This is a genomic window from Actinopolymorpha sp. B9G3, assembly GCF_040120725.1.
In the GTDB taxonomy this organism is placed as follows: Bacteria; Actinomycetota; Actinomycetes; order Propionibacteriales; family Actinopolymorphaceae; genus Thermasporomyces.
In genome coordinates this window covers 200,916-222,027 of the sequence record NZ_JBEEAB010000011.1, presented here as the reverse complement: position 1 = coordinate 222,027, position 21,112 = coordinate 200,916, and the positions used below count along the sequence as shown (strand labels likewise).

Annotated in this window: 21 protein-coding genes, 1 pseudogene and 1 riboswitch; of the genes and pseudogenes, 14 read left to right on the top strand and 8 right to left on the bottom strand. The window is 68.4% G+C overall.

The genetic code is table 11. The annotated features are described in order from the left end of the window. Positions 1–122: 122 nt before the first annotated feature. Positions 123–1,577: an alpha,alpha-trehalose-phosphate synthase (UDP-forming) gene (locus tag ABNF93_RS20390; RefSeq protein ID WP_349329700.1), complete on the bottom strand. Its 1,455-nt coding sequence runs from the start codon at positions 1,575–1,577 to the stop codon at positions 123–125. Positions 1,578–1,692: 115 nt separating this feature from the next. Then, positions 1,693–2,349, bottom strand: coding sequence for a hypothetical protein (locus ABNF93_RS20385; protein WP_349329699.1), 657 nt, complete (start codon positions 2,347–2,349; stop codon positions 1,693–1,695). Between the two features lie 50 nt (positions 2,350–2,399). Between ABNF93_RS20385 and ABNF93_RS20380 the strand changes: the two genes are divergently transcribed. From ABNF93_RS20380 to ABNF93_RS20370, 3 genes are read left to right on the top strand one after another with little or no spacing between them, the layout of a single operon-like run. Further along, positions 2,400–3,077 carry a hypothetical protein gene (locus ABNF93_RS20380; protein WP_349329698.1) on the top strand — a complete coding sequence of 226 codons (678 nt, stop codon included), beginning with the start codon at positions 2,400–2,402 and terminating at the stop codon, positions 3,075–3,077. Further along, positions 3,074–3,679: a DUF4352 domain-containing protein gene (locus tag ABNF93_RS20375; protein ID WP_349329697.1), complete on the top strand. Its 606-nt coding sequence runs from the start codon at positions 3,074–3,076 to the stop codon at positions 3,677–3,679. Before ABNF93_RS20380 ends, ABNF93_RS20375 begins: the two co-directional genes overlap by 4 nt. 37 nt (positions 3,680–3,716) lie before the next feature. Next, positions 3,717–4,331: a hypothetical protein gene (locus ABNF93_RS20370; RefSeq protein ID WP_349329696.1), complete on the top strand. Its 615-nt coding sequence runs from the start codon at positions 3,717–3,719 to the stop codon at positions 4,329–4,331. A 74-nt stretch (positions 4,332–4,405) separates the two neighbouring features. On the opposite strand, the gene ABNF93_RS20365 is transcribed toward ABNF93_RS20370, so the two are convergent. Then, complete coding sequence (locus ABNF93_RS20365) at positions 4,406–5,638, bottom strand: hypothetical protein (RefSeq protein WP_349329695.1); 1,233 nt, start codon at positions 5,636–5,638, stop codon at positions 4,406–4,408. Positions 5,639–5,936: 298 nt separating this feature from the next. On the opposite strand from ABNF93_RS20365, the gene ABNF93_RS20360 reads away from it, so the two are divergent. From ABNF93_RS20360 to ABNF93_RS20350, 3 genes are all read left to right on the top strand, one after another. Continuing rightward, on the top strand, positions 5,937–6,134 hold the full coding sequence (locus ABNF93_RS20360) for a helix-turn-helix transcriptional regulator (RefSeq protein ID WP_349329694.1): 198 nt from the start codon (positions 5,937–5,939) through the stop codon (positions 6,132–6,134). Beyond that, positions 6,118–6,534 (top strand): DUF2178 domain-containing protein, encoded by a 417-nt coding sequence (locus ABNF93_RS20355; protein WP_349329693.1) that lies wholly within the window; start codon positions 6,118–6,120, stop codon positions 6,532–6,534. The genes ABNF93_RS20360 and ABNF93_RS20355 overlap by 17 nt, the downstream gene beginning before the upstream one ends. A gap of 92 nt (positions 6,535–6,626) precedes the next feature. Continuing rightward, positions 6,627–7,895, top strand: coding sequence for a serine hydrolase domain-containing protein (locus tag ABNF93_RS20350; protein WP_349329692.1), 1,269 nt, complete (start codon positions 6,627–6,629; stop codon positions 7,893–7,895). Positions 7,896–7,959: 64 nt separating this feature from the next. Here ABNF93_RS20350 and ABNF93_RS20345 read toward each other — a convergent pair whose 3' ends face one another. Further along, positions 7,960–8,997 (bottom strand): aldo/keto reductase, encoded by a 1,038-nt coding sequence (locus tag ABNF93_RS20345; protein ID WP_349329691.1) that lies wholly within the window; start codon positions 8,995–8,997, stop codon positions 7,960–7,962. Positions 8,998–9,069: 72 nt separating this feature from the next. Here ABNF93_RS20345 and ABNF93_RS20340 point away from each other — a divergent pair, with 72 nt between their 5' ends. Continuing rightward, entirely contained in the window at positions 9,070–9,981 is a 912-nt protein-coding gene (locus ABNF93_RS20340; protein WP_349329690.1) for a LysR family transcriptional regulator, read from the top strand. Positions 9,982–10,054: 73 nt separating this feature from the next. On the opposite strand, the pseudogene ABNF93_RS20335 reads toward ABNF93_RS20340, so the two are convergent. Then, a pseudogene (locus ABNF93_RS20335) lies at positions 10,055–10,258 on the bottom strand (IS1380 family transposase); the annotation flags it as partial. A gap of 357 nt (positions 10,259–10,615) precedes the next feature. Then, a riboswitch (SAM riboswitch) is annotated at positions 10,616–10,792 on the top strand. A gap of 13 nt (positions 10,793–10,805) precedes the next feature. On the opposite strand from ABNF93_RS20335, the gene thrC reads away from it, so the two are divergent. The 5 genes from thrC to ABNF93_RS20310 all read left to right on the top strand — a co-directional run bounded on the left by thrC (position 10,806) and on the right by ABNF93_RS20310 (position 15,839). After that, positions 10,806–12,089, top strand: a complete 1,284-nt coding sequence (thrC, locus tag ABNF93_RS20330) for a threonine synthase (protein ID WP_349329688.1) — start codon at positions 10,806–10,808, stop codon at positions 12,087–12,089. Then, entirely contained in the window at positions 12,086–12,361 is a 276-nt protein-coding gene (locus tag ABNF93_RS20325; protein ID WP_349329687.1) for a MoaD/ThiS family protein, read from the top strand. Before thrC ends, ABNF93_RS20325 begins: the two co-directional genes overlap by 4 nt. Before the next feature lie 118 nt (positions 12,362–12,479). Beyond that, on the top strand, positions 12,480–14,084 hold the full coding sequence (locus ABNF93_RS20320; protein ID WP_349329685.1) for an alpha-amylase family protein: 1,605 nt from the start codon (positions 12,480–12,482) through the stop codon (positions 14,082–14,084). Between the two features lie 547 nt (positions 14,085–14,631). After that, entirely contained in the window at positions 14,632–14,832 is a 201-nt protein-coding gene (locus ABNF93_RS20315; protein WP_349329684.1) for a cold-shock protein, read from the top strand. Between the two features lie 272 nt (positions 14,833–15,104). Then, positions 15,105–15,839: a hypothetical protein gene (locus ABNF93_RS20310; protein ID WP_349329683.1), complete on the top strand. Its 735-nt coding sequence runs from the start codon at positions 15,105–15,107 to the stop codon at positions 15,837–15,839. Between the two features lie 158 nt (positions 15,840–15,997). On the opposite strand, the gene ABNF93_RS20305 is transcribed toward ABNF93_RS20310, so the two are convergent. Next, the gene (locus ABNF93_RS20305) at positions 15,998–16,432 is read right to left on the bottom strand and encodes a nitroreductase family deazaflavin-dependent oxidoreductase (RefSeq protein WP_349329682.1); all 435 of its coding nucleotides are present in this window, start codon (positions 16,430–16,432) and stop codon (positions 15,998–16,000) included. A gap of 254 nt (positions 16,433–16,686) precedes the next feature. Here ABNF93_RS20305 and groL point away from each other — a divergent pair, with 254 nt between their 5' ends. After that, entirely contained in the window at positions 16,687–18,321 is a 1,635-nt protein-coding gene (gene groL / locus ABNF93_RS20300; protein WP_349329681.1) for a chaperonin GroEL, read from the top strand. Positions 18,322–18,452: 131 nt separating this feature from the next. Continuing rightward, the gene (locus ABNF93_RS20295) at positions 18,453–19,670 is read left to right on the top strand and encodes a dipeptidase (RefSeq protein WP_349329680.1); all 1,218 of its coding nucleotides are present in this window, start codon (positions 18,453–18,455) and stop codon (positions 19,668–19,670) included. Between the two features lie 22 nt (positions 19,671–19,692). Here the strand turns inward: ABNF93_RS20295 and ABNF93_RS20290 are convergent, their stop codons facing one another. Both ABNF93_RS20290 and ABNF93_RS20285 read right to left on the bottom strand, forming a co-directional pair. Continuing rightward, on the bottom strand, positions 19,693–20,109 hold the full coding sequence (locus ABNF93_RS20290) for a VOC family protein (protein ID WP_349329679.1): 417 nt from the start codon (positions 20,107–20,109) through the stop codon (positions 19,693–19,695). A gap of 111 nt (positions 20,110–20,220) precedes the next feature. Beyond that, positions 20,221–21,111: an amidohydrolase family protein gene (locus ABNF93_RS20285; protein ID WP_349329677.1), complete on the bottom strand. Its 891-nt coding sequence runs from the start codon at positions 21,109–21,111 to the stop codon at positions 20,221–20,223. Position 21,112 lies beyond the last annotated feature (1 nt).

The window sequence follows — 21,112 nt, the reverse complement described above, 5'->3', positions numbered from 1 at the left end:
CCCCGATATGCGTACGGATGCTCAATAGATCCCGGTGATGGTATCCACGGTCAATGTGACGAGTCCGAGGATATCGACGACTTCACCGTTTTGTGATGTAGGCGCGAGGAAACTAATGTGGATCAATATTTGGTGAGTTCGGCCAGTTGGTCGGCCAGCCAGCGACCTGGAGGATGCGCACCGGCGCGCATTGCCAGGCGGGAATTCCGCGCCTTGCGTTCCGCGGGACGCATGGAAAGCGCGACATGCAGCGCGTCCGCGGTCTCCTGGATGTCGAACGGGTTGATGAGCAGGGAGTCCTCGCCGAGTTCGACGGCCGCACCGGCCTCGCGTGAGAGCACAAGGGCGCAGCCGTCGTCGGAGACGATCGGTATTTCCTTCGCGACGAGATTCATGCCGTCCCGAAGCGGATTGACAAGGGCGACGTGTGCCATTCGATAGGCAGCGAGCGAGCGGGCGTAGTCATCGTCGACAGAAAGAATGAGCGGGTCCCAGTCAGGACTTGCGAACTCGTCGATGATCTCCTTGCCGACCCGGTGTACGGCGGCGGAGTATTCCCGGTATTTGTCGAGATCATGCCGGCTCGGATACGCCAATGCGACGTGGACGACCCGCCCCTGCCATTCCGGATGACGGCGGAGCAGGTCTCGGTAGCCGAGCAGCCCGCGGACGATGTTCTTGCTCAGCTCGGCGCGGTCGACGCGGACCAACAGCTTCCGCCCACCGACCAGGCTCCGCAGGCCCGCCATCCGGTCGCGTACGTCCGGCTGGTCCGCTCGGGCGCGAAAACTCGCCGCATCGACGCCGAGCGGGTTCACGCCGACCTTCGTCGGGTGTCCCGCGTGTTCGACCAGGCCGCGTCGCCGGTCGACGCTCGCCCCCAGCACGACCTCGCAGCAGGAGAGGAAAGCCTCGGCCCAACGGGCGGTGAGAAAGCTCGCATAGTCGGCGGCGAGCACTCCTGTCAGCAGGGCGACGGCGACGTCGTCGGGCAGCAACCGGAAGTAGTCCGGTGGCGCCCAAGGTGTGTGGGAGAAGTGGCCGATCGCGAGGTCTGGCCTCCGCTCGCGCAACAGGCCCGGCGTGAGGCTCAGGTGGTAGTCCTGCACGAGAACCCGCGTGCCGGGTCCCGCCTCCTCGGCGAGGGCGTCGGCGAACGCCGCGTTGTAGTCGCCGTAGGCCGCCCACTGCTGCCGGAAGGTGGCGTCGAACACCGGCTGGTCGGCAATGTCGAAGAGCATGTGGTGGACGAACCACAAGGTGGAGTTGGCGATGCCGTTGTAGGCCTGCGCGAAGATGTGGGGGTCGATGTCGAGCAGCCGGACCGGGACCGTCCCGGTGTCGTAGCCCGCAAGGTCGAGCCGGCCACGGGGTGCCGAGGCGGCGGCCGCGCGATCGGCCTCGGACAGGGCCGCGCATACCCAGGTGGCGTCGACCTCTGATGGGACCGCGGCGAGTGCCGATGCCAGCCCGCCCGCGCCGCCCCGACAGGTGAGTGAACCGTCATCGGCGTGGATGAACGAGACGGGCCCCCGGTTGGAGGCGAGCAGCACGTTCGTGTTTCCTTCGCTCGCCATGCGACCAGAGCCTAGATGACCTGCTCCGGCGGGAGTCGCCTGACTCACGGCTCCCCCTGGAACAGGTCACCCGTGGAAGGGGGCACCCGTGGAAGGGGTCACCCCTCGGAAGAGGTCACCCAGTGCCATCCCCGGTCGGCCGTCCCCGCCCGCGCCCGGTCGAACGTCTGGCGTCGGGGTAGCCGCCGTCGGCGAGTCCGGCCAGGCGTTCGAACACGTTCGACGACGCGAAGTCGCGGGACCGTACCCACGACCACCCGCACGCGGCGAGGTACAGCGGAATCATCGGCAGCCCGAGGCACGCGGCGTACTGCCAGGTATGGCGTTCCTCGTGCGCGAGCAGCGCTGGTCGAGCGAGGAGATCGTCCCTGCTGAGCCGGGTCAGAATCACGTTGCCGACCGTGAACGCGACCGCCTGAGGGACGCCGAGGCGGTACGACGTGCCGAGCAGCAGCCCGCGCGGTCCACGCGACAGCCGGGCGCGGCCGGCGACCGCGACGGCGATGCCGAGTGGGGTGGAGAGGTTGACGGCGTTGGCCAACGGGACCACGGCCCGCAGCGCCCGTCCCACCGTCCAGGCTCGTCGACGCGCGCCCGCACGATCCGCTGCGGCGCCGGTCCCAGACTTGCCGGTCGCAGGGTTGCCGGTCGCAGGGTTGCCGGTCGCAGGGTTGCCGGTCGCAGGGTTGCCGGTCGCGGACTCGTGCGTCCCAGGTTGGCCTGTCCCGGATCCACCGGACCGGCCGGGCGAGTCGTCGGCGTACTCCTCCACTCCTCGATCTTCTCGCGCATGCCGGCCCGTCCGTCGTAGGATCCCTGCTCGTGTCCAGCCCCGGCCCTCGGTCGCCCGCCCGGCACCAGCGCCCGGCGGGACAGCGCCCGGCCGCGCGACGACCCCGTCCACATGTCCTGCTGGGGCTGGTGCTGGTGTGCGAGATCGCGCTCTGCGGTGTCGCCGTCGCCGCCGCGGACGGGCTGCGGGCGGCACCACCCGCGCAGCCCTCGCGCGCGACGGTGGGCGAGCCGGTCGACACCGGTCGCTTCACCCTCACCGTGCGGCGGGCCTGGGCGGCCACCAAGGATCCGACCGGCATCCCGGAGTACGCCGACTCCGGTCGCTACCTCGTCGTGGAGGCCGATGTCGCGCTGACCGCGCCGGAATCGCTGCAGTTCGACTCCGACATCGACCGCGCGGTCCGCGTACGCCTCCCGAGCGGGCTCACGATCGACGGTGACTCACCGGACTCGCTGAAGTACCGCACCGGTGTGGTGCTGGCTCTCGACCGATCGGCCGCGCAGCTGCACCCCGGACTGCCACGTCGGGTGCGGATCGTCTACGAACTGCCGGCGAGGCAGCCGTGGCCGGACCGGATCGAGGTCGACGTCTACCACCTGGAGTTCGCACCCGGGTTCATCGACGAGACGCCGCGTTGGCGGGTCGCCACGGAGGACCGGCTGGCAGGCCGGCTCCGGCTGCCGGTGGCGGAGCCAACGCGATGACGCTCCGCCGCCTGGGAGCCGTGGCCGCCTGCGTCCTGCTGCTGGCCGCGATCGTCGGCATACACCGGCTGGTGCCGGACTCAACGCAACGGATGGGCCCGATCTCCACCCGCGGTGACGTCGGCGAACTGATCGACGCGGGCGGGTTCACCGTCACCGTGTCGAAGGTCCGCCTCACCCGTGTCCTCGCCGAGCAGGGGTTCAGCCCCGGTCCACCGGCCCGGACCGACGGGATCTGGGTGGTCCTCACCGCGACCCTGACCGATGACTGGCAGGCGACGGCGCACGCCGAGACCTTCCTCGAGGCGGCTGACGGTACGAAGTACTACGTGTCCGAGCGCGGCGACCTGTCGACCCGGCTGACCGAGGACCTCTCCACCGAGCCGGGCATTCCGCGGCGCGGCCGGATCGTCTTCGAGATCCCGCCCGACCAGCTCGCGGGTTCGGTCGTACGGATCGGTCGTAACGAGACCATCAGTGGTGGCGGGCGTCTGTCACCCGAGGCGGTCGTCGACCTGGGGCTCGACGCCGAGGCGGCGCGGGCCCTGGTCGACGACGCGGCACCGAAACTGACCATCGGGCCGGTGGAGTACGGTCCATGAGCGCTGGAGCAGGGTGCGCGACCGACGGGGTACGGCGATGAGCGGGCAGGCGACCCGGCGTAGCCAGGCGCCCTATCTGATCGCGTTGCTGGCGTTGGTGCCGCTCGCCGTCGGGGTGGAGTACCACCTCGAACGCGACGCGGTCCGCGGTCCGATGCACGAGGCCGTCACCGCCTCGGCGGACGAGTCCGTTGACTACGCGGGCGCCCGCTGGAAGCTCACCAGCACCGCGCCCGGGCCGCCCGCCGAGGACGTCGAGCTGCCGCGTAAGGCCGTCGTGCTGTACGCCGCCTTCTCGGTGACTCCGCGGGACGCCCGGGCCGCCAAGCGGATCGAGGCGTGTGACTTCTCTGCGACCGACGACGACGGCCGCGTGTGGGCGACGGCGCCGACGGATGTACCCGACTTCGCGGGCTCAGCCGACCTGCCCACCGGCTGCTACACACCGAAAGGTGACTTCGGTCAGATGCCTATCGTTGCGGGGAAGCGCCAACAGGTCGTCACGGCGTTCGTCGTACCCAAGGACGTCGTACCCCGGCTCCGCCTCCGGGTCGGCGTACGCGACGCCGCACCCCGCTACCTCGAGTTCTCCCGTGATCATGTTCGTGATCATGAAAGTTCTGTCGACCTATGGCCCGCTTTCCCTTCATGATCATGGAAGCGCGCCCCGATCATCGCGGCAGGGCACCCTCGGCGGTGGGGGCAGACGGAGATGGCCGGGAGTGATCAGCGGCTGGCAGGTCGGCGGGAGTGCTCCAGGCAGATCTCGAACGCGGCCGCGAGCAGCGCGATCCGCAGTACCTCGCGGAGTCCCAGTTCGGCGAAGTGCAAGGGTTCGAGCCATGGCCACCACCAGTCCCACGGGTGCGGCCCGACGAGATGCTTCACACCGATGAACGCCCAGCCGGTGAACACCTCGACACAGACGTACAGCAGGCAGAACGTCAGGAAGAAGGCCGCCCCTGCGCCGAGGACGAACCGCAACCCGACGACGACCGGCGTCCACTTCTCCCTGATCTCTCGAGTGAACAGCTCCGACACCACCTGCGCCCGGGCGGGCAACCGCGCAAAGAGCGTCCCCGCGCCTTCGAGGCGGGTCCGGGCGATCACTTTGCCGTCGCGTTCCATCTCCTCGCCGAAGACGACCGCCGTGATGATGAGCCAGAGCAGGGGGAGCAGAACGCCGTCGGCCACGACGCCGCCGAACTGGTCGGTCAACGTCGCCCACGTGGCCCCGATCCACTCGAACGGCGAGACCGGCAGCCAGCCGTCCAGCATCGAGAACACCGCACCGACCGCGTCGCGGGTATCGACCCACACGACCCGGCTGGTCAACCAGTCGATCCCCTGCCCGATCACGATGGAGACCGAGATGACGGCGAAGAACATCCAGTTCGCCTCGAACAGCGCCACGCCGACGCCCAGCAGTCGGCCACCCCGACGGTTGTAGACGAACTCGAGAATCGCGCGGATGACCCAACTGCCGATCGCGACCGCGAGCGGGATCGGAGTGACGGTAGTGAGGACGCCGAGAACGCCGATCCCCCCGGTGATGTCCTGGTTGAGAACCTGCACCCCCCACTCGCGTACCTCGTCGGTGAAGAGTCCCCAGGCGCCGTAGAAGATCAGGAACGGAAGAATCGCCTCGGCGATCTCGTCGACCATGCGGGACTTCGCCGGCTCCTGGGCTGGCAGTGCGCCTGGAACGCCCGCCGCATGACCGCGTCGCCGGCCGCCGAACGGGACGAGCCCTGGTCTTACGGCATGGAACATCATGATCGTCGAGGCGAGCAGGACGAGTACGCCGATCGACAGGCCGGCGAAACCCAGCCACTGGTTGCGGTGCGCGAGCCACGCCGATCCGCGCAGGACCAGGTTGTGTGCGAGGTAGCCCGCGACGAACCACACCAGCATCGGCGCCCAGTAACCGGCGAGCAGACCAGCCGCGCGGGCGGGCAACCGGAGGGCGTCAGGTGATGAGGGTCGCGGTCGTGCGAGGGTGGGTTCCTGTCCTGGTGGCTCGGACAGACTCGGCGGCTGAGCCGGCGGGGGACCCGGTGGATCAGCCGGTGGGTGACTCGGTGGATCAGCCGGTGGGTGACCCGGTCGTGCGGGTCCCACGGGAGGTTGTGTCGGTGCGGGTGTGCTCCACGGCTGCATCGGTGGCGGCGCGGGCGTGGGCACGCGCCGGATCGTACCCGGCCGTCCTGTAAAGCGAGCTTGACACCCCGGGAGTGTGTAAAGCATGCTTGACAGCGTGCGGAACGACGTCAGGGCACTCCGCCTCGCCAAAGGGCTATCCCAGGGGGACCTGGGCGAGGTGCTCGAGGTTTCCAGGCAAACGGTCAACGCGATCGAGACCGGTCGCTACAGTCCTTCGCTGCCGTTGGCGATCCGGCTCGCCCGGTTCTTCGGGCGTACGGTCGAGGAGGTATTCCATGTCGACGACGAATGACCGCGGCCGCAGCCGCCCGGGTCGGCGAATCTCCAAGCCCGCTTTGGTTCTGGGCCTGGTCCTGGGCATCGCGATGGGTGTCGCGGCGATCGTGAGTGACCGGCTCTGGCTGGGGCTGGCGATGATCGCTCTCATGGTTGTGCTCGTGCTCTTCCTGGTGTTCGGGTCGCGCCTGAGTGACACGGTCGCACTCCTTGGCGACGACACGCACGAGGAACGGCATGTGCAGATCCATCAACGCGCGGCCCTTCACACGTTGAACATTCTCGCCCTCGTGATCGTGGGCGGTGCGGTCGTCGACATCGCTCGTGGCGGTCACGGTGACCCCTGGGCGTTCCTGGGGTTCGTCGCGGGCGTCACCTACGTCGTCTCGCTCCTGGTGCTCAACCGTCGCACCTGAGCGCCGAACCGGTCGCGGCGACCATCGTCGACGACCGCTACGTCCGGCGCCGATCACCACCAATCAGCCTTGTTTCTTTGGGGGTTTGACGCATGCTGCCCGAAATCATGTCCGTACGCCGGCTGCTGGTCGCCGTGCTCGCGCCGCCCTTGATCGTCGCTGGTGCGTCCTCCCCAGGCGCTCCGGCTCCACCCGCAGAGGCCGCGGCTCTACCCGCAGAGGCCGCGGCACCTCCCGCAGAAGACGCGGCTCCTCCCGCGGAGGCGGCCGCCGCCTCCCATCCGGATAGTGCTTCCGGTCCAGGTGCCCCGGCCCGCACCGCCGCGGCTCACGTCCAAACGACCACGACCCGGCTGGAACGCCTTGCGGAGAAGGTGATCGAGACCGGTACGCCAGGGGTCGCCCTCGCCACCATCACCGGCGACGGTGCGACCACGGCCATCGCGCGCGGTGTGGCCGACCGTCGCACCAACCGGCCGGCCCGCCCCGACGACCGCTACCGCATCGGCAGCATCACCAAGACGATGACCGCCGTCGTCGTCCTCCAACTCGTGGCCGAAGGAAAGATCGGTCTGGACGATCGAGTCGTCCGCTGGATGCCGGGCCTGGGCCTCGACGAGCGGATCACCGTACGCCACCTCCTGCAGCACACCAGCGGGTTCCACACCGACACCATGCTGGCGTCCCCACCCTGGTCCTACGACCGCAACCGCTTCCACTACTTCAGCTACCGCGACCTGGTGAGGATCGCCCTCACCAACCCCGAGCCGCGCCGAACCCCTGGTACGCACCACGAGTACTCCAACACCAACTACGTCCTCGCCGGCATGCTGATCGAGGAGGTCACGGCCCGGCCGGTGGGTGTCGAGTTCGCGCGCCGCATCTTCGGGCCGCTTGGCATGAGGGACACGTCCTACCCGGTGGCGAACCCGGTGATCGCCGGCCGGCACCTGCGTGGGTACCTGCAGGACGGGCCGGACAAGCCGTTGTACGACACGACGACGTACTCCATGAGCTGGTTGCGGACTGCCGGTGGCGTGGTGTCCACGACGCGAGACGAGCTGACGTTCCTGCGGGCGTTGTTCTCCGGGAGACTGCTGCCGAAGCCGCTCTTCGACGAGATGAGGAACGTCGGCGAGTTCGGCTACGGGCTCGGCATCTATCCCGTGGAGGTGCCGTGCGTGCCGGGCGGTGTCGCATGGGGCCACAACGGCCAGGTGTTCGGCTACTACAGCGCCGTCTTCACCACCCCGGACGGATCCCGCCAGGCCGCGGTCGGCGCCAACGCGTGGATCATGACGGAGGACGGGACGCTGAACCCCACCGCCGAGCAGGTCGCGGCCGCCGCACTCTGCGACTAGCCCGGGCCGTTCGGCGATCCTTAGCCCCGGATCCACCGACGAATTGAGGATCCGGGGCTAAGGTCTAGCGCTTCAGCTGCGCGAGCTCCCCCAGGCCGAGCTGCTGCGAGAGCATCCGGTAGGGGTACATCTCCGGCGGTGGCGTGTGCGCGGCCAGCCGCGCCTGCTCTTCTTCGGTGAGCGTGACGTCTATCGTTCCGAGCAGGTCATCGAGCTGTTCGAATGTGCGGGGGCCAACGATCGGCGCGACCACGCCTTCGACCCCGAGGAGCCAGGCGAGCGCGACCTGCGCGATCGTCGCACCCTTGTTGCGCGCGATCGCATCCGCCTCATCGACCACGCGGAAGTTGCGCTCGATCGCGCGGCGGTGGCGCGCCTCCTCGAGGTTGTCGCCCGCGCCGGCCATCCGCGAGTCCTCTGGGGGCTCGGTGTCGCGCGAGTACTTTCCGGTCAGGAAGCCGGCCCCTAGCGGCCCCCACGGAATCACGCCAATGCCGGCGGCGCGGCAGAACGGCAGGACCTCCACCTCGATCGAGCGCTCCACGAGCGAGTACTGCGGCTGCAGGGAGACGAACGACGCCCAGCCGTTGCGGTCCTGCAGCCCGACCGCCCAGGCGAGCAGCCACGCCGGGAAGTTCGAGGCGCCAAGCGCGCGCACTTTACCGGCGCGCACAAGCCCGTCGAGGGCCTCCAGCGAGTCCTCGAGCGGCGTGTCGGGGTCCGGTGCATGGACCTGGTAGAGGTCGATCACGTCGATGCCCAGGCGCCTCAGGCTCGCGTCGCACGCCGCGCGCACGCGGTCAGGGGCGAGGCCCTTCCCGGGCGGGTCGGAGACGGGCATGCGGACCTTCGTGGCCACGACGACCTCGTCGCGGTGCGAGGCCAGCCACGGCGCAAGCGTGCGCTCGGACTCCCCGTCGCCGTAGACGTCCGCGGTGTCGAGGAAGTTGCCGCCGGCCTCGAGGTAGCGGTCCAGCATCCGGTGCGACTCGTCGCGCGGCGTCTTGCCGCCCATGAGCATCGTGCCGAGGCAGAGCCGGGTCACCTGGAGCGGGCCAAGTTTCCTGGTGTCCATTGGGCGTATCGCCTTCACCGTTGTCATGCAGGAGAGGCTATGAGCCAGCGATTGATGCGTCCAATGCCCAAATCGTTGTGCTCTCATATCATCTTGCGCATGATATCGAGTTCGCAGCGCCAGCTGCGCGCCCTGTTGATGGTCGCGGATGAGCTGCATGTGGGTCGTGCGGCCGAGCGGCTCGGCGTCACCCAACCCTCGCTTAGCCGGCAGATCGCCGCCATGGAGAAGGACCTCGGTGTCCCTCTCTTTTCGCGTGCACGAAGGCGGTTCGTCCTGACTCCGGCTGGCGAGGTCGTGGTCGCCGGGGCCCGCGAGATCCTTGCCCGTAGCGACGAAGTCGTACGCGACGCCAAACGCGCGCACGCTGGCGAGGTTGGCTCCCTACGGCTGGGATTCGTCCAGTCGGCAACCTACGATGCGATTCCGCGACTCGTCAGTACCTTCCGTGCTGCATATCCGGACGTCGTCGTCAACGCCCGCACGATGACGACGTTGGAACAGAGCGTGGCCCTACGCAGCGGTCATCTCGATGTCGGCCTGCTCCGGCCCGTCATGGCGCTGCACGGGCTGACGAAGAAGGTGATCTCGCGCGACGCGCTCGTGGCAGCCCTGCCGGCGACCCACCGGCTCGTGGGATACGAACGTATTCCCCTCGCCGCACTGGCCGACGAGTCATTCGTGTTCTTCATCAGAGATTCCGGGCCGATCGTCCATGACACGATCATCGGTTACTGTCTGGCCGCAGGGTTCAGCCCGCGGATCGTGCAGGAGGCTCAGGTGCAGACCATCCCCGCACTCGTCGCCGCCGACCTGGGCGTCTCGCTTCTCATCTCTCCAACACCACCGCACGATGCGAGTCAGGTGGTCTACCGCCCGATCCAGGACGACCTTCCACTATGGGACATGGCGCTGGCCTGGTCGGCGAGCAACCAGTCGCCGACCTTGGCCAGATTCCTTGCCGTCGCCGAGAATGCCTCGTCAATGGCGACGGGCGACGCCAGCCGGTGAGACGTCCGATGAGCCAGCGATCGACACATCGGCGCCGGCGGGACCGCCGACAGCACCCAGGCCGCGTCCGCAAGAACGCCCAGTCCGCCCGGACCAGCGGCTTGGCGGCAGTCAGGCCACGGATGGTCTTCAGCGCGTCGCTGACCAGCCGCTTCGCGCCGCGTGGTGAGCCAGTCGAGCCCTTGCGCAGCCGCTGCGCCACGACCACCGGCGCGCCGGTCGCGGCAATCACCGTAGCCAGCAACGCATTCAGCCCGCGCACACAGGAAGAACCCCAACGTCGACGGCGTGTACGCCCGGTCGAAGACCCGAGGGACGCTTGCCGCCATGCCGCAACAGGTCCACGCCACTCTCATCCCACCCAATTCGTCGGTGGGTCCGGGCTTAGCGACCCTTGGCGACCTTCGCCGAATCGCCAGGCAAATGACCACGCTGGGTAGGCCCCCGGAACCCGACACATGCGTGGACGCATGGCGGGGGTCCTGTCGCCTACCCAGCGTGGTCATTTGCGGCTCCTCACGGCGCGGGACCGACCGCCACCGTCCCGATGGTGGACAACCGTCTCGAATACTGGTCCTGCCGGACGATCTCGGAGACGGGTCAGTTACGCTCGCCGACAACAACTCAACAAGGAATCTCATCCAGAGGGGCAGAGGGACCGGCCCGACGAAGCCCCGGCAACCGGCCGACCGCCGACGCGTGTGTCTCGCGTGCATCAGAGGCCCCGCGGCGGACACGGTGCCAAGTCCGGCTCACGACGACCCGACCAGGAGATCCCTGGGCCGGCTCGGACGCTTGAGGAAGATGAGGAAGGAAGGCCTCTCATGACGACCACGTACGCCGGCGCCGACACGACGGGCGCCGCGCAGACCCCCCGCCCCGGTGCGTTCGGCAACGCCACGAGTCTGCGATGTCGCGAGTGTGGCGCGACCACCGAACTCGGCGCGCAGTACGCCTGTACCGAATGCTTCGGCCCCCTCGAGGTGGCCTACGACTACCCGCAGATCACCCGCGACGACCTCGCCGCGGGGCCGGCCAACATCTGGCGCTACCAGGCGCTCCTGCCGGTGCCCACCGACGTCGCGTCGTTCCCCAACACCGAACCCGGCCTCACCCCGCTCGTCCGTGCCGACCGCCTGGCCGCCGCCCTCGGTGTCAGGACCCTGTGGATCAAGAACGACGCGGCCAACCCGACCCACTCGTTCAAGGATCGCGTGGTGGCGGTCGCACTCAGCGCGGCCCGCGAGCTGGGCTTCCAGGTGCTGGCGTGCCCGTCGACCGGCAACCTCGCCAATGCCGTCGCCGCGGCCGCTGCCCGGGCGGGCATCCGCAGCGTCGTCATGGTCCCGCACAACCTCGAACAGCAGAAGATCCTCACGACCGCCGTCTACGGCGGCACCCTGGTCGCTGTCGAAGGCACCTACGACGACGTCAACCGGCTCGCCAGCGAGATCGCCGGTGAGGAAGAGAGCTGGGCGTTCGTCAACGTCAACGTCCGGCCCTACTACGCCGAGGGTTCCAAGACGCTGGGCTTCGAGATCGCCGAACAGCTCGGTTGGCGGCTGCCCCAGCAGGTCGTCGTCCCGATCGCGTCCGGTGCGCAGCTGGTGAAGGTCGACAAGGGACTGCGGGAGTTCGTCGACCTCGGGCTGATCGAGGATGCGCCGTACAAGATCTTCGGCGCGCAGGCGACCGGTTGCGCGCCGGTGTCGGCGGCGTTCAAGGCGGGCCACGACGTGGTGGCGCCGGTACGTCCGGACACCATCGCCAAGTCGCTCGCGATCGGCAACCCTGCCGACGGACCGTACGTGCTCGATGTCTGCCGACGCACGGGCGGTGTCGTCGAGGACGTCAGTGACGACGAGGTGGTCGAGGGCATCGCGCTGCTCGCGCGCACGGAGGGGATCTTCGGCGAGACCGCCGGCGGCGTCACCGTCGCGACGCTGAAGAAGCTGATCGACACCGGGCAACTCGACCCTGACGCGGAGACCGTCATCATCAACTCCGGCGACGGACTGAAGACCCTGGACGCCATCGCCGGCAAGGTGGGGCCTGCGGCAACCATCCGTCCGACGTACGACGCATTCACGAAGGCAGGGCTCGCATGAGCGTGAAGGTACGAGTTCCGACGATCCTGCGCACCTACACCGGCGGCGCTTCCGAGGTGGACGCGGACGGTGCCACGCTCGGCGAGGTGCTCGACTCCCTGGAGACGAAGTACCCCGGCATCCGCGCGCGGGTGCTCGACGACGCCGGGAAGCTGCGCCGGTTCGTCAACGTCTATGTCGGCGAGGAGGACGTGCGCTTCGCTTCCGGCCTGGAAACCCCGACACCGGAAGGCGTTCAGGTCTCGGTGATCCCCGCCGTCGCCGGCGGCTGAACCGCACCGTCGCTGGGAGCAGAGCCCGCTCGCTGGCGGGGGCCCGCTCGTGGGGCCGCTGAGTTCCCGTCGCTGACTGCTGAACCCGGTTCCCGGAGTCTCCGGAAAGGAAGTCCACGTGCCTTCCCTGACGCTTCCGGACGCGGTGTTCGTCGTCCACGACCGTCGTGACGGCCTCCGTCAAGCTCACCTTGACGGAGGCCGTTTCACGTCCTCGGAGGTCGAGGTCAGTCTTCCGACCGTCACCGGCGGCCGTGCTGTCCAGGTGGCGTCTCCCCGCCGGGAACTTTCGTGGGTGGTCCTGCGCTGGCGTGAGCCACACCCCGAGTCGACCCTCGTACTCGGTGATGCATGGGAGCGCTCGTACGGCGATCTGCAGTGGCGGACCCTCCAACCACACCGGTTACTGCCGTGGTCGTGGTTGGGCCACGACCAGGCGACCGGCACGACGTCCGGCATGGGTGTGCGGGTTCGTCCGAACGCCTTCTGTTCCTGGACCGTCGACGCCGATGGCGTGTCCTGCTGGATCGACGTGCGGAGCGGCGGATCGCCCGTGCTGCTGGGCGATCGAGTTCTCGACGCGGCGACCGTCGTCACCGTCGGCGGGGATCCAGGCGAGTCGGCGTACGCGGTCCAGTGCCGGCTGACGGCAGCGATGTGTGACGATCCCTTACCAGTAAGAGATCCCGTCGTCGGTTGCAACAACTGGTACTACGCGTACGGCCGCGACTTCGGCCCGGCACAGATCCTTCGCGACGCTGAGACGATCGTGGAGTACGCCGACGGCCATCCGGTCCGTCCCTACTGCGTGGTCGATGCCGGATGGAGCCCTGGCGGTGTGTGCCCCGGCGGTCCGTGGACCGCCGGTGTGGAAGGGTTGTTCGACGACATGGCGGGTTTCGCCGCCGACATCGCTTCGCGGGGTGCACGTCCGGGCATCTGGATGCGTCCGGCCGCATTGTCATCCGTCGACGATCCCGGTCGGCTGCGCGCCGGGCCGCGACCGGCTCGCGAGCAGCCGCTCGACCTCACCCTGCAAGCCAACCTTGACACGATCCGCGAGGACGTCAATCGCCTTGTGGGCTGGGGATTCGAGCTCGTCAAGCATGACTTCTCGACCTTCGACGCGTTCGGACGCTTCGGTCCGGCGATGGGCGTGAGCCTGACCGACGGCGGCTGGCACTTCGCCGACCGCAGCCGTACGAACGCAGAGATTCTGCTCAGGCTCTATCGCGTCATCCGCGAAGCCGCTGGCGATGCCGTCGTGATCGGCTGCAACACGGTCGGCCAGCTGGCCGCCGGTCTGGTCGAGGTGCAACGCATCGGTGACGACACGTCGGGGCGCGCCTGGGAACGCACCAGGCGAATGGGCGTCAACTCCTTGGCGTTCCGGCTCGCCCAGCACGAGAGGTTCTTCGTCGCCGACGCCGACTGCGTACCCTGCACACCGGACACGCCGTGGGACAGGAACCGCCAGTTCCTCGACCTGGTGGCACGTTCGGGCACGGCGTTGTTCGTGTCGGTCGACCCGGCGGCACGCACTCCGTCGGCCGACGCGGACCTGCGCTCCGCGGTGCGCCTGGCACTCGACGGTGGAACCCCGGGCGGCGTCGAACCGCTCGACTGGTTGCGGGCAACGGACCCCCGACGCTGGCGTACGAACGAGGGACTGCACGTCTACGACTGGACCGAGCTCTGGGGCGCCAACCTGTTGGCCACCTGAGGCGTGCCCGCCGGGGAGAGGCAGCGTCCTCGTACCGCGGCGCTGACCGCGGGTCTGTCCGGCGTGCGGTCGATGTCCCCCGAATCCGTGCACACACACGATTTCTGCTGTGCCGATGAACAGTTCGTCCCAGCGAGCGCATCGATGCAACCGCGACTGCGGAGCGCTACGAAACTGTCGATTCATTCACGATGCGTGGTCGCATCGTCCCGCTGCACAGTTCGGCTGCACACTTCGGCTGTCCGATCATCTGTCAAAGCCCTGTGTGTCATAGCTGTTTCGTCAGGCGGGAAACTCCCCGCTGTTCAAGGGCCTGGACCGGTCTCGGACTCAATGAGATCGACTTTCCATCTCCCCAATGGCCTGGGGGTTGGGCTATGGTCGGGCGTGGTCGGCATGATCGTGCGTAAGTCGCTCGACCGATTAGCGGTGGGAAACGGAAACGCGCGGATCGATCGCAACGCCTCCTCATGGGGACGGGTGCGGTATGGACGACCCAGGCCCGCGCCGGGCGGGTCTGCACCCGAACGGCCTTGAGGAGAAGGTCATGACGCAGGGCACCGTGAAGTGGTTCAACGCCGAGAAGGGCTATGGCTTCATCGCCGTAGACGGCGGGAATGACGTGTTCGTTCACTGGTCGAAGATCGAGATGGACGGTTACAAGTCACTCGCTGATGGCCAGTCGGTCGAGTTCGAAGCCGTCGAGGGTCCGAAAGGACTCGAGGCGCACGGAGTTCGACCCCTCTGAAACCGGCTCGAAACCGAGCCCTCGCGGCCCGGTCGCATAACCTGATTGGGGTCCGGACGGGCTAACCGTCCGGGCCTCAACTCTTCTTCGGGATTCCGCAACTTTTCGGCGGCTACCCGGTGAGCTGTCCGGCCCGGTGAGCTGTCCGGAAGTTTTCAGGGCTGTGGACAACCAAAGCCGGACGCCGCTTTCGCGCCCTACTCTTGCGAGCGTCACGTCGACTCCACTTTGGGCCTTGCAGGCTCCGGAGCCTTGAAGAGAAGGGCCTGACAATGGCCGATTCAGCCGAGGAACGGCTCGCCGAACTGCGCGGTGAGAAAGCCCCGAAGGAGCCGCCTGCCACCATGGCGCAGGGTGCCGCCAACGATCCGGCGATGCCCACGTCCCTGCCCGCCGAGCAGATCCCGCTCGACGCCCGGGCGGTGGTGGGCGGGCAGCAGCTCGGGTTCGGATGTCTTCTTGCCCTCGGCTTCATGCTCGTGTTCTTCATCGGACTGATCAGCATCCTCGTGCTGGTGTTCTCCGCGGTGGAGAGGGACATCGTCGCGGTCGTCGTAGGGCTGTTCTTCCTGGGCATGTCGGTGGGCGTGGCGGTGGCGCTGGCGAAGTGGATTCGGCGCTGCCGGACCTGGTTGCGGGGAACGGTGCTCGTGGCCCGGGGGCCGTTCGGCACAAGCAGGTGTGACCTGGCCACCTCTGCGGTGAGCGTCGACTCGGCGGCGGAGACCAGGACCGTGTCGACCCACGGCCCCCACGGCACGTCGTCCACGACGGTCAGGACCGGCCGCCGCATTCCCTTCCTCGTCCTTCGTGAGGCCACGACCGGAAAGGTCGTACGCCTGATGCTCCGCGGCAGAGGTGGCAGGCTGCTTCCTCCCGACCAGCTGCGCCTGGTGGCGGCCGCGATCTCGACCGGTCCGCGGCCACAGCCGTACGACCAGCAGGCCCAGCAGATCGCCGCCGGCCTGCGGGCGCTCGCCGACGACCCGTTCAGCGGCCACCTCTAGATGAGGGTTTTGTCTGGCAGTGCCGGGTCGGCACACGACATCCCGCATCCCGGCTGGCGGGGTCTCGCCCCACCAAATCGCCCCGCATGCTCGGACGAAGACCGCAATGAACCGGCATCAGGCAGGTGTCAAGCCAGCCCGACTCCAATCGCTGAAGATCATGTCCGCTGCAGGATCACGACCGGAAAGTCACGGCCGCTCATCGATCGATACGTCTCGTAGTCCGGGAGCATCGACACCATCGTGGCCCACAGTGGCGGTTGCTCCTCGGCCGTCGCGAGGCGGGCGCAGGCGGTAAAGACTGGTTCCAAGCCGATCTGTATGCGTACCTCGGGATGCTCGAGCAGGTTGAGATACCACGCGGGGTACTCAGGAAGCCCACTGTTCGACGGCACCAGGAGATAGCGATCGCTGTCCTCGCCGTAGTACAAGACCGTACGCCGCCACTTGCCCGACCTGCGACCGCGAGTCGTCAACAGCAATGCCGGCAGGCCCAGCTGGTCTCCAGTACGCCCAGTGTCGAGGTAGTGGCGGGTGTGCTGAGCTACCCAGTCCACCGGGCTGTCCTGAGCCTCCTCCGCCTCGGACACCACGTTCCACCCCTCCCCAGCCGATCACCGCAAGCCATGAGCACCCGATGCTAGCTCCCGTGTTCGACCCCACCGGCAGGCCAGCCGCTTGCACTCTCCCCGGTCGAGTGCTAAACACGTGCTTAGCACTCGAAGGTCGCGAGTGACAATCCGCTGCAGGGCGGTTCGGCGAGGCCCCTGGCATGGTGAGGGGCCGTCCGTCGCGGGCGTCGGGCCGGCCACACGACATCCACCCGACTGGGGGAGGATCCAGCTAGATGCCCAAGATCATCGCGTTCAACGAGGACGCGCGACGCGGTCTCGAGCGGGGAATGAACTCGCTTGCCGATGCCGTCAAGGTGACCCTTGGTCCCAAGGGTCGCAACGTCGTCCTCGAGAAGAAGTGGGGCGCGCCGACGATCACCAACGACGGCGTCTCCATTGCCAAGGAGATCGAGCTCGAAGACCCGTGGGAGAAGATCGGGGCCGAGCTCGTCAAGGAAGTTGCCAAGAAGACCGATGACGTGGCCGGCGACGGCACGACCACCGCGACCGTCCTGGCGCAGGCGCTGGTCCGCGAGGGCCTGCGCAACGTCGCTGCCGGTGCCAACCCGATGGGCCTCAAGCGTGGTATCGAGGCAGCCGTCGAGCGGGTGACCGAGCAGCTCGCGCAGGCCGCGAAGGACGTCGAGACCAAGGAGCAGATCGCGTCCGTCGCGGCTGTTTCCGCCGGTGGCGACACCAGCGTCGGCGAGATCATCGCCGAGGCGATGGACAAGGTCGGCAAGGAAGGCGTCATCACCGTCGAGGAGAGCAACACCTTCGGCCTCGAGCTCGAGCTCACCGAGGGTATGCGCTTCGACAAGGGTTACATCTCGGCCTACTTCGCCACCGACATGGAGCGGATGGAGGCGACGCTGGACGACCCGTACGTCCTGATCGCCAACTCCAAGATCTCCGCCGTCAAGGACCTGCTCCCGGTCCTGGAGAAGGTCATGCAGTCGGGCAAGCCGCTGCTGATCATCGCCGAGGACGTCGAGGGCGAGGCCCTGGCCACGCTCGTCGTCAACAAGATGCGCGGCACGTTCAAGTCGGTTGCCGTCAAGGCACCCGGCTTCGGGGACCGGCGCAAGGCCATGCTCGGTGACATCGCCATCCTCACCGGTGGCCAGGTCATCTCCGAGGAGGTCGGTCTCAAGCTCGAGAACGCCAGCCTCGACCTGCTCGGCCGGGCCCGCAAGGTCACGGTCACCAAGGACGAGACGACCATCGTCGAGGGCGCAGGCGACTCCGACCAGATCGCCGGCCGGGTCAACCAGATCCGTGCCGAGATCGAGAACAGTGACTCCGACTACGACCGCGAGAAGCTGCAGGAGCGGCTGGCGAAGCTCGCCGGCGGCGTTGCGGTGATCAAGGTCGGCGCCGCCACCGAGGTGGAGCTGAAGGAGCGCAAGCACCGGATCGAGGACGCCGTTCGCGCGGCGAAGGCCTCGGTGGAGGAGGGCATCGTCGCCGGTGGCGGCGTGGCGCTCGTCCAGGCCGGAATCAAGGCGTTCGACAAGCTCGACCTCGAGGGTGACGAGCTCACCGGAGCCAACATCGTCAAGGTGGCGCTGGAGGCTCCGCTCAAGCAGATCGCGATCAACGCGGGCCTCGAAGGCGGTGTGGTCGCGGAGAAGGTGCGCGGCCTGCCTGCCGGTCACGGCCTGAACGCCGCGACCGGTGAGTACGTCGACATGCTCAAGGCCGGCGTCCCCGACCCGGCCAAGGTCGTTCGTTCCGCGCTGCAGAACGCTTCGTCCATCGCGGCCCTCTTCCTCACCACGGAAGCGGTCATCGCGGACAAGCCGGAGAAGGAGAAGGCACCGGCGGGCGGCGACCCGTCTGGTGGCATGGGTGGCATGGACTTCTGAGTCCCACGCCCACCTTCGTACCGCACGACCAAGAAGGGGCGGTCCCGGAGCCATCCGGGACCGCCCCTTCGTGGCTGTCCAGCCGTCGCGGTGTGCGCTCGCGACGGTGCCGTACGGAATGATGGGGCGGCATGGACACCAGCCTCGATCGGGCCAAGGCGTTGCTGGCCGCGAATCCGCTCGTGGACGGGCACAACGACCTTCCGATCGCGATGCGCCTGCATGCGGCGTACGACTTCGACCGGCTCGACATCGGTCAACCGGCTCCCGCGTTGCACACCGACATCCCACGGTTGCGCGAGGGCCGTGTCGGGGCGCAGTTCTGGTCGGTCTATGTGCCGAGCCGGCTGCAGGGCGACCACGCGGTCTCGGCGACGCTCGAACAGATCGACGCGGTGTACGCGATGATCCACCGGTACGCCGACACGTTCGGGCTCGCGACCACCGCCGACGAGGTGGCGAAGGTCTTCGCGTCGGGCCGGATCGCCTCGCTGATGGGCATGGAGGGCGGGCATTCGATCGACTGTTCGCTCGGGACGCTCCGGGCGATGTACGCGCTCGGCGTGCGCTACCTGACCCTCACCCACAACGACAACGTGCCGTGGGCCGACGCAGCGACCGACGAGCCCGGCCAGGGCGGGCGCGGGCTCTCTCCGTTCGGCGAGGAGGTCGTCCGCGAGATGAACCGGCTCGGCATGCTCGTCGACCTCTCCCACGTCTCGGCAGACACGATGCGCGCGGCGCTCCGGGTGAGCGAGGCGCCGGTGATCTTCTCGCACTCGTCGACCCGCGCCGTCTGTGACGTCCCGCGCAACGTGCCCGACGACGTGCTCGCGGCGTTGCCCGGCAACGGCGGCGTGTGCATGGTGACGTTCGTGCCCGACTTCGTGGCGCCGGCCTGTGCGCAGTGGCGCGCCGAGGCCGCCGAGGCGGCCCGCGCACAAGGGGTGAATCCGCGCGACCTGCAGGCGTTCTTCCCCTTCGCGGACGAGTGGAAGAAGGCCCGCCCCAAGCCGGATGCGACGCTGGCCGACGTGGTGGCGCACGTCGAGCACGCCCGCGAGGTCGCCGGCATCGACCACATCGGGGTCGGCGGCGACTACGACGGGACCGACACGTTGCCCCTCGGGTTGGAGGACGTGTCCGGCTATCCGCGCCTGTTCGCCGCGCTGCTCGACCGTGGTTGGTCCGAAGCGGACCTGGTGAAACTCGCCGGTGCCAACGCGCTCCGGGTGCTGCGCGATGCCGAGGAGGTCGCCGCCGACCTGCAGCAGCGCCGCGGCCCCTCCCTCGCGACCTACGCCGACCTCGACGGCGACGCGAACGCCGTGGCCGGACGGGCGGTGTAGCCGCTATGCGCCGCGCCAGGAGTCAGGTCGTCGTGCGCTGGGTGAGGCTGAACCAGTTGCCCGAGTCGTCGCGGAACAGCGCCTCGATGCCGTAGAACTGCTCCTCCGGCGGGCGGACGAACTCCACGCCCTTGGCCGAGAGTTCTTCGTACTCCTTCTGCACGTCGTCGGTCTCGAGAACGCCGGCACCGAACGTGTTCGAGGTGATCAGTTCGCGGAGGACCTCGACCTTCTCGGCCGTCAGGTGCGGACCTTCCGTCAGCGGCATGAGAACGATCTCGAGGTCCGGCTGGCCCTTGGGCCCGACCGTGAGCCAGCGCATGTCGTCGCCGAACGCCGCGTCCGTGCGGACCTCGAAGCCGAGCTTGTCGACGTAGAAGTCGTACGCCGAGTCCTGGTCGAGAACGAAGATGCTGGCGTGCGAAAGTCGCTTGATCATGCTGGCTGGTCCCTTCGGAAACGCGGTGCCGTTCGTCCATCGACACTAGGCCGCCGCCAGGGCGGGTCGCATCTCCGATCTTGCGCGCCGCGTCCCCGCCTCAGGCGAGCTTCAGGTGGGAAGCCGGTACCAGCGGCGGGCGGTGCCCGCACGGACCTCGGCGAGATCATCCGGCGCAACACCGGTGCCCAGCGCGGCGAGGAGATCCGCCATCGTCTCGGCGTACGTACGCCGCACCATGATCACCGGCCAGTTGCTCGCCACCATCAGCCGCCGAGGGCCGAACTGTTCGAGGGCCCGGCCCACGTAGCGGCCCAACCGCTCCGGCTGCCAGGCCGGCCAGCGGGTGAGGACGTCGATCCCGACCGAGAGTTTGAGCGCGACGTTGGGGTGCGACGCGAGGCGCGCGATCCCGGACGCCCACGGCTCCCATCCGCCGGTGTCGAGCGGTGGCCGGGCGAGGTGGTCGGCGACGATCCGCAGGTCGGGCACGGCCTCCGCGATCGTGCACACATGGTCGACGTGGCCGGACGTGACCGGCACGATGTCCCAGGCGAGACCGCGACGGGCCAGCTCCCGCAGGACCTCGATGGTTCGAGGTTCGACCAGCCAGTCGGCCGGGTCCCGCCCGATCAGGTAGCGGATCCCGCGTACGACCGGATGGCCGGCGAGCTCGTCCAGGGTCTTCACGGCCGCTGCCGGATCCCGCAGGGGCAGCCAGCCGACCACCCCCAGGACGGTGGGCGTCTGGGCGGCGTACTCCAGCAGGTAACGGTTCTCCGCCGGCACGTCGAGTGACTCCACGAGGACCGTCCCGGCCACCCCGGTCCGCTCGAGTTCGACCGCGAGGTCCGCGGGCTCGAAGTCGCGGGCGAGGGTGGGCAGTCCGGTGTCGCGCCAGTGTTGATGGTGTTCGGGCGTACGCCAGAAATGGTGGTGCGCGTCGATGCTCCCCGCCGCGCTGGGCGGCGACTCCGGACTCGGCGCGTTTTCCGTCGTCATC